The sequence below is a fragment of the Microbacterium sp. K41 genome (assembly GCF_004794395.1).
GTDB lineage: Bacteria > Actinomycetota > Actinomycetes > Actinomycetales > Microbacteriaceae > Microbacterium > Microbacterium sufflavum.
This window is the reverse complement of record NZ_SSDO01000505.1, coordinates 1-11,538: the sequence shown is the minus strand read 5'-3', so window position 1 is coordinate 11,538 and position 11,538 is coordinate 1. Positions and strand designations below refer to the sequence as shown.

At 72.0% G+C, this 11,538-nt stretch carries 10 protein-coding genes; 7 read left to right on the top strand and 3 right to left on the bottom strand.

Annotated features, from left to right (window positions below; translation table 11 throughout):
- The first annotated feature begins 37 nt into the window (after nt 1–37).
- From DW309_RS16765 to DW309_RS16755, 3 genes are all read left to right on the top strand, one after another.
- Entirely contained in the window at nt 38–1,426 is a 1,389-nt protein-coding gene (locus DW309_RS16765) for a glycosyltransferase (RefSeq protein WP_136046020.1), read from the top strand.
- A gap of 118 nt (nt 1,427–1,544) precedes the next feature.
- Entirely contained in the window at nt 1,545–1,973 is a 429-nt protein-coding gene (locus tag DW309_RS16760; protein ID WP_136046019.1) for a YciI family protein, read from the top strand.
- 25 nt (nt 1,974–1,998) lie between these two features.
- Nucleotides 1,999–3,270: an RNA polymerase sigma factor gene (locus DW309_RS16755; protein WP_240753270.1), complete on the top strand. Its 1,272-nt coding sequence runs from the start codon at nt 1,999–2,001 to the stop codon at nt 3,268–3,270.
- A gap of 134 nt (nt 3,271–3,404) precedes the next feature.
- Here DW309_RS16755 and DW309_RS16750 read toward each other — a convergent pair whose 3' ends face one another.
- Both DW309_RS16750 and DW309_RS16745 read right to left on the bottom strand, forming a co-directional pair.
- The gene (locus DW309_RS16750) at nt 3,405–3,677 is read right to left on the bottom strand and encodes a GlsB/YeaQ/YmgE family stress response membrane protein (protein ID WP_136033553.1); all 273 of its coding nucleotides are present in this window, start codon (nt 3,675–3,677) and stop codon (nt 3,405–3,407) included.
- Nucleotides 3,678–3,836: 159 nt separating this feature from the next.
- A complete protein-coding gene (locus tag DW309_RS16745) occupies nt 3,837–4,757 on the bottom strand; it encodes a Bax inhibitor-1/YccA family protein (RefSeq protein WP_136046017.1) in 921 nt (306 codons plus the stop codon).
- A gap of 90 nt (nt 4,758–4,847) precedes the next feature.
- Between DW309_RS16745 and DW309_RS16740 the strand changes: the two genes are divergently transcribed.
- Nucleotides 4,848–5,834: a glycerophosphodiester phosphodiesterase family protein gene (locus DW309_RS16740; RefSeq protein WP_136046016.1), complete on the top strand. Its 987-nt coding sequence runs from the start codon at nt 4,848–4,850 to the stop codon at nt 5,832–5,834.
- Nucleotides 5,835–5,844: 10 nt separating this feature from the next.
- Here the strand turns inward: DW309_RS16740 and DW309_RS16735 are convergent, their stop codons facing one another.
- Entirely contained in the window at nt 5,845–6,243 is a 399-nt protein-coding gene (locus DW309_RS16735; protein ID WP_136046015.1) for a YccF domain-containing protein, read from the bottom strand.
- Between the two features lie 89 nt (nt 6,244–6,332).
- On the opposite strand from DW309_RS16735, the gene DW309_RS16730 reads away from it, so the two are divergent.
- The 3 genes from DW309_RS16730 (at nt 6,333) to DW309_RS16720 (ending at nt 11,512) form a co-directional block, all read left to right on the top strand.
- Nucleotides 6,333–7,349, top strand: a complete 1,017-nt coding sequence (locus DW309_RS16730) for an ABC transporter ATP-binding protein (RefSeq protein ID WP_136046014.1) — start codon at nt 6,333–6,335, stop codon at nt 7,347–7,349.
- A complete protein-coding gene (locus DW309_RS16725; protein ID WP_136033543.1) occupies nt 7,346–8,365 on the top strand; it encodes an ABC transporter permease in 1,020 nt (339 codons plus the stop codon). The genes DW309_RS16730 and DW309_RS16725 overlap by 4 nt, the downstream gene beginning before the upstream one ends.
- A 144-nt stretch (nt 8,366–8,509) precedes the next feature.
- Nucleotides 8,510–11,512 (top strand): lamin tail domain-containing protein, encoded by a 3,003-nt coding sequence (locus DW309_RS16720; protein ID WP_136046013.1) that lies wholly within the window; start codon nt 8,510–8,512, stop codon nt 11,510–11,512.
- Nucleotides 11,513–11,538 lie beyond the last annotated feature (26 nt).

The following is an 11,538-nucleotide window of genomic DNA, read 5'->3' as shown; positions in this document are numbered from 1 at the left end:
TGATCGGCTCCCGCGTCCGCCGAGGAGGTGCGAGACGATGACCGAGGAGTCCCCACCCGTGCTTCCGGACGCGGACTACGTGGTGCTGTCCAGCCGCCTCATCCCGGGGCTCGACGGCGGATACACGATCGCGACCCTCGCCCGCGCCCGGATGCTGGCCGCGGCGGGCGTCGGCGACGGCGCCGGACCGGAACTGCTGACGTTCGATCCGGGTACCGCCGCCGACCACGCGGAGCATCGACGGGTGTTCACGGAGCGCGGAGCGCTGTCCGACCCGGGGCGCATGCGCAACCTCTTCGATGAGGCCGTCGCACCGGAGGGCGGGGCGGCCGCGTGGCTGCGGGAGACCGCCGATGCCGCCGTCGTCGCCGACCCCGACGTCGAGTACCGGGTGCTGCGCGACGTCGAGGACCGCCCGTTCGCCGCGCTCCCGGTGATCCCGGGCAACCCGGACTGGCACCTGACCGACGAGCCGGTGCTGGTGTACGACGCCGCGGGAGCAGTGGCCGGCGCCCTGCACGGCTTCCGCGGCCTGTACCGGGCGTGGCTCGACCACGTCGTGGCCGCCTCGGGCGACCGTCGCGTCGTCGTGATCTGCGAGTCGCGGCAGCTGGGCGAGCTCATCGCCGACTGGGACGACCCGGGCGTGCGCATCGTCCACACGATCCACACGATGCACGTGGAGGCGCCGTACACGCCGGACGCGACCATGAACACGCTGTGGACACGGTGGTTCCGCCTGGCCGACCGCTTCGACGCGGTGGTCTGGCCGACCGCGACGCAGCGTGACGACGTGGTCGCGCGTTTCGGGGCGTCCGCGAATCACGTCGTGGTGCCCAACCCGATCGCGCCGGTCACGGCCCGCGCCGACCTGCGCGAAGACGGTCTCGTGGTGCTGCTGGGACGTCTCGCGCCCGGCAAGCGCATCGACCACGCGATCCGTGCGTTCCTCGCCGCCGACGTCGCCGGCACGCGACTGGAGATCTGGGGCACGGGGCCGGAGCAGGAGCAGCTGGCGGCGCTGATCGCCCAGCTCGACGCGGGCGACCGCGTGATGCTCCCCGGGTATGCCGACGACCCGGCCACGGTGCTCGACCGGGCGTCGCTGCTGCTCACGTCGACCGCGTTCGAGGGGCAGCCGCTCGGGGTCGTGGAGGCGCTGCTGCACGGCACACCGGTCGTGTCCTACGACGTCCGCTACGGCATCCGCGATGTGCTCGGGGCGGGTGGCGGCGTGCTGGTGCCCGCGGGCGACGAGGGCGCACTGGCGACCGCGCTCCGCGATCTGCTGACCGACGCCGATCGTCTGGCCGTGCTGCGCGCCGAGGCGCCGTCGGTCGCGGCGGCCTGGAGCCCCGAGCGCTCCCTCGCCGCCCTCACGGGCGTGATCGCCGAGGTGTCCGCTCGCCCCTCGCGACGCGCCTGATCCGCGGCGGCGCGGACTTCGCAGGAAAACTCCTCCGACGATGTCGATCTGGGCCGTTCCCGTTCGACGTCTTCAGTGAGAGGGTCGAGAGACGGCCCCATCCGACAAGGAGAACATCATGAAGTTCATGCTCATCATGCGCGCGACCGACGACGCGGTGGCGGCGTACCAGGAGATGCCCTTCGAGCAGGTCATCGAGGCCATGGGCCGATACAACGAGTCGATGATGAAGGCGGGCGTGCTGGTCGCCGGCGAGGGTCTGACGGACGCCGCGGAGGGCTTCGTGGTGGACTTCAGCGCCGACAAGCCGCTGATCACCGATGGCCCCTACGGGGAGACGAAGGAGCTGTTCAACGGCTTCTGGATCCTGGAGGTGTCGTCGCGCGAGGAGGCTGCGGAGTGGGCGAGCCGTGCGCCGCTCGGACCCGGGTCGTACCTCGAGGTGCGCCGCGTGACCGGCCCGGAGGACTTCCCCGCCGACAACGAGTGGATCGAGAAGGAGGCGGGCTGGCGCGAGGAGCAGGCCCGCCGCGCCGAGCAGCAGTGACCTCCGGCCGATGGACGCGCACGACGTGACGGTACGCTCCGCCCCCGCAGAGGGGTCGGCGGAGCGGGCCGTCGCCGCGGTGTGGCGCATCGAGTCCGCACGCATCGTGGGCACGCTCACCCGCATGGTCGGCGACTTCGGGCTCGCCGAGGATCTGGCGCAGGAGGCGCTGGTCGACGCACTGCGCCAGTGGCCCGTCGACGGGGTGCCGCGCAATGCGGCCGCGTGGCTCACCGCGGTCGCCAAGCGCAAGGCGGTGGACGCGTGGCGGCGTCGGGAGCGGCTGGACGACCGTCTGGCCCTGATCGCGCACGACCTCGAGCGCGAGCAGGCCGAGGTGCGGGATCCGTGGGACCCCGATGAGGTCGACGACGACGTGCTGCGGCTCATCTTCATCGCGTGCCACCCCGTGCTGTCGAGGGAGGCGCAGGTCGCGCTGACCCTCCGCGTGGTCGGCGGGTTGTCGAGCGAGGAGATCGCCCGGGCGTTCCTGGTGCCGACCGCGACCGTGCAGCAGCGCATCGTGCGGGCCAAGAAGACGCTCGCGGCGGCCCATGCGCCGTTCGAGGTGCCGCCGCGCGACGAGCATGCGCAGCGGCTCGGGGCGGTCCTGGGCGTGCTGTACCTGGTGTTCAACGAGGCGCACGCGGCGAGCAGCGGCCCGGAGTGGATGCGTCCGGAGCTGAGCGAGGAGGCGATCCGTCTCGTGCGCGTGCTGGCGGCGCTGATGCCGCGCGAGCCGGAGGTGCACGGTCTGCTCGCGCTGATGGAGCTCACCGCCGCCCGGTTCCCGGCCCGCCGCGACGCGAACGGCGAGCCGGTGCTGCTCGCGGATCAGGATCGAGGCCGCTGGGATCGCAGTCGCATCATCCGGGGTCGCGCCGCGCTGGCGACGGCGGACGGGCTGGGACGCGGTCGCGGGGTGTACGGCCTGCAGGCGGCGATCGCGGAGTGCCATGCCATCGCGGCCTCGGTCGACGACACCGACTGGGATCGGATCGTGCTGCTGTACGAGGCGCTCGGTCGCCTGGCCCCGTCCCCGGTCGTGGAGCTGAACCGCGCCGCGGCGGTGGCGATGGCCACGGGCCCCGCGTCGGCGCTGCGCATCGTCGACCAGCTCGCGGCGTCGGGCGCGCTGCGCGGCTATCACCTGCTCCCGGCGACGCGTGGCGAGCTGCTGCGGCGTCTCGGGCGGGAAGACGAGGCCCCCAGCGAGTTCGCGGTCGCCGCGGGCATCGCGGGCAACGACCGCGAGCGTGCGCTGCTGGAGCGCAAGGCCCGCGGGGCGGTGAGCTGAGCCCGCCGTAGGGCCGGGCCATCCCCGCGAGGACGGGTCCGGGGGGATACGAAAAGACCCGCCCCTCACGGATGCTGTCGCAGCCGTGAGGGACGGGCGTGATGACGCGGGGGCGCGTCGAGTGGGGTCGCGCGTCAGTCGTTGACCTTCTGGCCACGGCCGACGATGAGGCCGTAGATCAGCAGCACGATGATCGAGCCGCCGATGGCGAGGAGCCAGGTTCCGAGGTCCCAGAACTCCGTGAGAGGACGGTTGAGGATCAGGCTGCCGAGCCATCCTCCGAGCAGGGCGCCGACGACGCCGAGCAGCAGCGTGACGAACCACCCGCCTCCCTGCTTACCGGGCAGGATCAGCTTGGCGATGGCTCCGGCGATGAGGCCGAGGAGAAGAAAGCCGAGAAAGCTCATGGTCAGCTCCTTGATGTCGGGAGCCCCGGGGTGCCGGGGCTTCGTGATATCCACAGTGCCGCGATCCGCAGTCGCGTGCCAACCCCTTGCGCCGCACTCCCCGGATATGGCAAGAGGCCCGCCTCCCCGAGGGGAGACGGGCCTCTGTCGCGACGGGCGTCAGTTGTTGCCGCGGGCGATCGCGATGATCCGCAGGATCTCCACGTACAGCCAGACGACGGTGACCATGATGCCGAAGGCGCCGAGCCAGCCGTACTTGCGGGGAGCGCCGTTGCGCACACCCTGCTGGATCTGGTCGAAGTCGAGCACCAGCGAATACGCGGCCATGATGACCACGAGCACGCCGATGATCAGACCGAGCGGGATACCCATGATCTCGGTGCTGAACAGGCCGAACGCGTTCTGGTTGACGCCGGTCCACATCAGGACCAGGTTGAGCAGCGAGAAGACCAGGTAGCCGATCATCGCGATCATGAAGACCTTGGTGGCCTTCTTGGAGGCGCGGATCTTGCCGCTCGCGAACAGCGCCAGGGTCACGCCGACGACCGAGACCGTGGCGAGCGTCGCCTGGAAGACGATGCCCGGCCAGCTGACCTCGAAGAACGCGGAGATGCCGCCGATGAACAGGCCCTCGAACGCCGCGTAGGCGAAGATCAGCGCGGGGCGGACCGTCTTGCGCGAGGTGAAGGTGATGACCATCGCGAGCACGAAGCCGCCGAGCGCGCCGATGATCCACGGCAGCATGTTGACGGTGTTGCCGCCGTACGGGTCGAAGCGCGGGGCCGAGATGCCGCCGAGGGTCCACACCCAGCCGACCGCGGCGGTGACGAGGAGGATCGCGAACAGTCCGGCGGTCTTCCACACCGTGTCCTCGACCGACATGCGGTCGGTCTCGATGGCGCCGGCGGGCGGCGCCGCGTACATGCCCTCGAGCTGCGCGTTGGTGGCGGCGTCGACGGAGGCGTGCGTGAACGAGGCGTTCTGCGCACCCTGAGCAGCCTGCGGAGCGCCGGGATACGTCGCGACGTTGCGCGGGTCCTGCTGCTGGAACGCAGGATTGTTGAAAGCGAAGTTGCTCATTGGTGGGCCTCACTCCAAAGGGGGGTAGTAGGTCGCTTTCCTCCACGATACCCGGGCGGCGACACGCGCGGGGTGTTCTACGCTGTGAGCGTGCCCAGGAAAGACCCGCTCGTGATCGGGCATCGCGGAGCCCCCGGCTATCGCCCGGAGCACAGCCGCTCCTCCTATGAGCTCGCGCTGGCGATGGGCGTGGACGCGGTCGAGCCCGACGTGGTGGCCACGAAGGACGGGGTGCTGATCGTGCGCCACGAGAACGAGATCTCGGGCACGACCGACGTCGCGGAACACCCCGAGTTCGCCGATCGCCGGACGACCAAGCGCGTGGACGGCGCGGCGCTGACCGGCTGGTTCACCGAGGACTTCACGTGGGACGAGCTCGCCACGCTGCGCACCCGCGAGCGGCTGCCCGAGGTGCGGGTGTCGAGCGCGAGCTTCGACGGGGGCCAGGCGATCCTGCGGCTGCGTGAGGTGCTCGACCTCGTGCGCGAGGGATCGGTGGAGCACGGCAGGGAGATCGGCGTGGTGCTGGAGGTGAAGCACGCCACCTACTTCGCGAGTGTCGGTCTCGACCTGGCGCCGCTCATCGCCGCGGAGCTGCGCGAGGCCGGATGGGCGGACGGCGCGCTGCCGCTGGTGATCGAGAGCTTCGAGTCGACCGTGCTGCGGCAGCTGCGCGCCCTCGGGGTGCCGGCGTCGTACGTGTATCTGATCGAGGCGAAGGGGCGTCCGTACGACCTGGCCGTCGCGCAGGGGAAGCGGGCGCGCACGTACCCCGAGACGGTCACGCCCGCGGGGCTCGACGCGCTGGTGGGTGAGGTGGACGGCATCAGCGTCGACAAGAAGATGCTGCTGGCCGAGGGGAACACGATCGTCGCGGATGCCCACGCCCGCGGCCTGTCGGTGTTCACGTGGACCTGCCGCCCCGAGAACGCGTTCCTCGCCCCGCGGTTCCGCGGCGACGGCGGGCGCGGGGCGTTCGGCGACTACGAGGCCGAGTGGGACGCGATCGCGCGGCAGGGCGTGGACGGCGTGTTCGTCGACCACCCCGACCTGGGTGTCGCGTTCTTCCGGGGCTGACGTCCGCGGGTCAGAGCGTGCGGTCGAAGGCGCCGCGGCGGGTGGAGACGATCTCCTTGCCGAGGGGCATGAGGGAGACCGGGATCATCTTGAAGTCGGCGATGCCCATCGGGATGCCGATGATGGTGACGCACAGGGCGAGGCCGGAGACGATGTGCCCGATCGCGAGCCACCAGCCCGCGAGGATGACCCAGAGCACGTTGCCGAGGAACGAGCCGACGCCGGCGGTCGGCTTGCTGACGACCTCGCGGCCGAAGGGCCAGATGGCGTAGCGGGCGATGCGGAACGAGGCGATCGCCCAGGGGATGGTGACGATCGGGATGCACAGCAGCACTCCGGCGAGCAGATAGCCGAGGAAGAGGGCCCAGCCGGCGAGGATGACCCAGATGATGTTGAGGACCGTGCGCATTCTGCGATTGTGTCATCCGGTCGCAGGCGCGGCTGGGGATCCGCCCGGAGGTCCCGGGTGGGCGCGCGAACCGATGCCAGACTGACCGCATGACCGGAATATTGGTGCAGGACGTCAGCAGGGCCTTCGGGACGGTGCAGGCCGTACGCTCGGCCACCCTCCGCGCGGAACCGGGCAAGGTGACCGGACTGGTCGGGCCCAACGGTGCGGGCAAGACCACGCTGCTGCTCATGCTCGCGTCGCTCCTGGCACCCGACACCGGCACGATCCGCATCGGCGGCGTCGACCCGGCCGAAGATCCGCTCGCGGCCCGGCGACTGCTCGGCTGGATGCCCGACGCCCTCGGCGCCTGGCCCTCGCTCACCGCCCGCGAGACCATCGTCACGACCGCCCGGCTCTACGGCATCACCGCCGCGGATGCCGCCGTCCGCGCCCAGCAGCTGCTCGCCCTCGTCGGCCTGGGCGAGCTCGCCGACTCGCCGGCCAAGGTGCTGTCGCGCGGACAGAAGCAGAAGCTCGGCCTCGCCCGCGCCCTCGTGCACGACCCCCAGGTGCTGCTCCTCGACGAGCCGGCCTCCGGGCTCGACCCCGAAGCGCGCGTGCAGCTGCGGGTGCTGCTGCGCCGGTTCGCGGCCGAGGGTCGCACGATCCTCATCTCCAGCCACATCCTGTCGGAGCTCGAGGAGGTCGTCGACGACGCCGTGTTCCTCGTCGCCGGATCGGTGGTCGACGCCGCCCCCGCGCAGAGCAGCGTGCGCGCGTGGCGCATCCGCCTGGCGGGCGTCACCCCGGAGCGTCTGAGCGCCGACACCCGGCAGGTCGCATCGCAGCTCGGCCTCGCGCCCGAGTCGCTCGCCGTCGACCGCGGCGCCGTGCTCGTGGGGTTCGCCGGGGAGGACGCGGCCGCCCAGTCGCTGCGGCGGCTCGTGGAGGCGGGACTACCCGTGGCGGAGTTCGCGCCGGCGCAGAGCGACCTCGAGCACACGTTCCTGCACCTGCAGCACCCCGCGCCCGCACAGCCGGCGACCGCGCCGACCCCGCCACCGCCCGCCCCGCCCGCGGCCACATCGCCCGCGACCACCGAAGGAACGGAGGCCGGCGCATGAGTCTCGCGAACATCGGCATCATCGCCCGGCTCGAGCTCACGCAGCGGCTGCGGAGCGTCGGCTGGTACGTGCTCCTCGGCGTCTTCGCCCTCGTGCTGCTGGGCATCACCGGGCTCGCGTTCGCCGTGTACTCCTGGGGCGACGCGGTCGGCGCCGGGGTGTACTCCATCGTCGTCAACATCGTGCTGCTGCTCGTGGTGCTCGTCTCGCCGACGCTCAGCGGCAACGCGATCAACGGCGACCGCGATGCCGCCACCCTCGGCGCCATCCAGGTCACGGCCGCGTCGACCGGCGACATCATGCTGGGCAAGCTCCTCGCCGCCATCGCGACCGGTGGGGCGTTCCTGCTCGTCGCCGTGCCGTTCCTGGCGCTGTCGTTGCTCGGTGGCGGCGCCGATCCGCTCGTGCTCCTGGTGTCACTGCTCGTGCTCGCAGCCGAGATCGTGGTGGTGGCCGCGATCGGGGTCGGGCTCAGCGGGCTCATCGCGCGCCCCCTGTTCTCCGTCGCGGCCACGTACCTCGTCGTCTCGGGGCTCGTGGTCGGCACGCTGATCGTCTTCGCGCTGGGCGGCATGGCCATCCGCAGCGAGGCCACCAGCTACAGCCGTCCGTACGACGCGAACGGCAACGTCGAGTGCGACCGGTGGGAGGTGTCGACGACCTACGAGGCGCCGCGCTTCGACCTGGTGTGGTGGGCGCTCGCCGCGAACCCGTTCGTGGTGCTCGCGGACGCCACGCCCACCGAGTTCTCCTCGGACGGGTACCCCGTCGACCTGTTCGGCCAGATCAAGTACGGCCTGCGCAGCGCCCAGCAGTCACCGCTGGAGCAGCGGTGGGACGAGTGTGACACGGACGGGAACTACCGCACACCGCAGGAGGTCATCGAGTCGTCGGTGCCCAGCTGGTTCGTGGGGCTCGGGGTGCAGGTCGTGATCGCCGGATCGCTGTTCGCCGGGGCCTGGGCGCGCACCCGCACGCCCGCGCGACGCCTGCCACCCGGCACGCGGATCGCCTGACGGTACGGGATCGCCTGACGGTACGGGATCGCCACCCGCCGTTCACCGTCCGTGCACCGGGCGGACCGACGGCGTCCACCGGGGGTCGGTGGTCTGGGCTCATACCCGTCTGAGCCCGTCCGGGCGATCCCTCCAGGAGACTCCATGCCCCGCTTGCAGTCCGCAGCGGCGGTCGTGGCGGTGTGCGCACTGAGCGCCGCCGCCCTGCTCGCCGCCCCCGCCGCGGTCGCCGCCACCGGCGTCCGTCCGACCGAAGAAACCGCGCCGGTCGCCGACCCGTCGGGGCTCGTGCTGAACGAGATCGTCTACGACGACGCGCCCACCGGGCTCGCCGACCAGGTCGAGCTGTACAACGCGGGCGACACCCCCGTGGACCTCGCGGGCTGGACCATCGCCGACGAGAAGCGCGACAGCGTCGGTCGAGCACCGGAGGGCACGGTGCTGGCGCCCGGCGAGTTCCTCGTGCTCGTGAAGGACGTGGACTTCCCGTTCGGGCTCGGCAAGGGCGACGAGGTCGTGCTCGTCGACCCCAGCGGCGTCGAGGTCGACTCCTACGCGTACGACAACACGGCCCCGCTGTCGGTATGGGCGCGCTGCCCCGACGGCACGGGGGCCTGGGCGCCGGCGACCGCGGTGACGCCGGGAGCGCCCAACGACTGCAGCGTCGCGCCCGTCGACGGCTCGATCCGCATCAACGAGGTCGACTCGCAGCCCGCCGACTGGGTGGAGTTCCACAACCCGGGCACCGAGGCGCTCGACCTCTCCGGATACGAGATCCGCGACAACTCCGACGACCACCGCTGGACGTTCCTGCCGGGCACGCAGATCGCGGCGGGACAGTTCCTCGTGGTGGAGGAGGGCACGATCGGCCTGGTCGACGGCGTCGAGACCGCGTTCCGCGACCCGATCGGCATCGGCAGCGCCGACCGCATCCGTCTCTTCGACGCGTCGGGAGCGATGATCGACGACACGCTGCCCTGGCAGGGTCATGCCGCGATCGACGGGGACGCCGCCGCGGCCACCCTGGCCCGCTGCCCCGACGGGGTCGGCGCGTTCGTGCTCGCCTCCGCGACCCCGGGAGCGGCGAACTCCTGCGTCCTGCCGTCGGTCGCGATCAACGAGATCGAGTCGAACGGCGACGCCACCGACTGGGTCGAGGTCATCAACACCGGCAGCACGCCGGTCGACGTGTCGGGGTGGACCGTGATGGACAACGACCCGGTCGGGCACGCCGCCGAGACCACGCCGCTTCCCGCCGGCACCGTGCTGGCGCCCGGCGGCTACCTGGTGTTCGACCAGCCCGAGGATTTCGTCTTCGGGCTCGGCAACGGCGACACCGTGACGATCCGCGACGCGAACGGCACCGCGGTCGATCAGCACGTGTACCCCGCACACGCCGACGGTGTGTGGGCGCGCTGCGTCGACGGCACGGGCGAGTTCATCGATGCACCAGCCGCCACCAAGGGAGCGCGCAACGCCTGCGGCAACCCGGTGCGCATCAACGAGGTGGAGTCCGAGGGCGGCTCGCCCGACGACTGGGTCGAGCTCGTGAACCCGACGGCGGCGGCCCTCGACGTGTCGGGCATCGTCGTGAAGGACGACGACGACGCGCACGCCTACGCGATCCCCGCCGGCACCTCGATCGCCGCGGGCGGCTACCTCGTGATCGAGCGCGCGCAGCTCGGGTTCGGCCTCGGCGGAGGCGACGCGGTGCGGGTGTTCGACGGCGATCTGCTCGTCGACGAGACCAGCTGGGGTGAGGGGCACGCGGCCGTCACCTGGGGCCGCTGCCCCGATCTGACGGGCGCCTTCGCGGTCACTGCGGAGTCGACCAAGGGTGCAGCGAACGTGTGCGCCGGCGAGGTGCCGGTGGGCGTGTGGCCCGGCTCCGCGGAGGTGCGCGTGGTCGACGAGACCCCGACGTTCCTGGAGGACAGCTCCGGCCTCGACGTGCAGGAGACGGCCGACGGTGCGGTGCTGTGGGCCGTGGACAACGGCGAGGGGCGCATCTGGAAGCTCGACGCGCACGCCGACGGCTCGGTCGAGAAGGCCGACGGCTGGGACGAGGGCAAGCGCGTCCGCTTCCAGAAGGATGCGCAGGACCCCGGCGCCGCCGGCCCCGACACCGAGGGCATCACGGTCGACGGCGACGGCTTCGTCTACCTCGCCTCCGAGCGCGACAACAGCGCGAAGGGCGTGAACCGGAACGTCGTGCTGAAGGTCGACCCCGAGGCGAACGCCGGAGACCTGGTCGCCCTGCAGGAGTGGGATCTGACGGCACTGCTTCCCGCGGTCGGCGCGAACCTCGGCGTGGAGGCCGTGCAGTGGGTGCCGGACGCGGCGCTCGCCGGGAAGCTCTTCGACGACACCACGGGCGCCGCCTACGACCCCGCCGACCACGCCGGTCACGGCAGCGGCCTGTTCCTGGTCGCGGTGGAGGACAACGGGCACGTCTACGCTTTCGCGCTCGCCGCGGACGGCACCGCGACCCTGGTGTCGGAGCTCGCGCCGGGTCTCGCCGGCGTCATGGCCCTCGACTGGGACACGGTGCGGAACACGCTGTGGGCGGTCTGCGACGACGGCTGCCAGGGTCGTTCGGCCGAGATCGCCCTCAACGGCACCGCACAGCCGGGCATCGCCCACTATGCGCGACCAGCGGGCATGCCCGACATCAACAACGAGGGCTTCGCGACCGCGCCGGCCTCGCTGTCTGTCGACGGACAGCGCCCGGTGTGGTGGTTCGCCGACGGCTTCGCCGCGCAGGCGCTGCGCACGGGCACGCTGTCAGGCGGTGTGGACGGCGAGAACCCGGGCGGCGAGAACCCGGGCACCGGCACTCCGCCGCTGCCGGGGACCGACCTCGTCGACGGCAACCGCCACGGCGTGACGGTCGATCCGGCGGTCGCGAGCCGGGGCCAGCGGGTCACGGTCACGGTCGGCTCCGCCGCCGGCACCGCCGCCGAGGTGTGGCTGTACTCCGACCCGGTGCGCCTCGCCACGGGGACCCTCTCGGCGACGGGCGCCCTCACGGTCACGGTCCCGGCGGACGCGGCCCTCGGCGCCCACCGCATCGCGGTCTACGCGGCGGACGGAGCCCTGCTGGGCTGGGCTGACCTGCGCATCGCGGAGGGCACGGGCGCCGCGTAGACCGCGATGCGGTGGGCGCCGAGGGC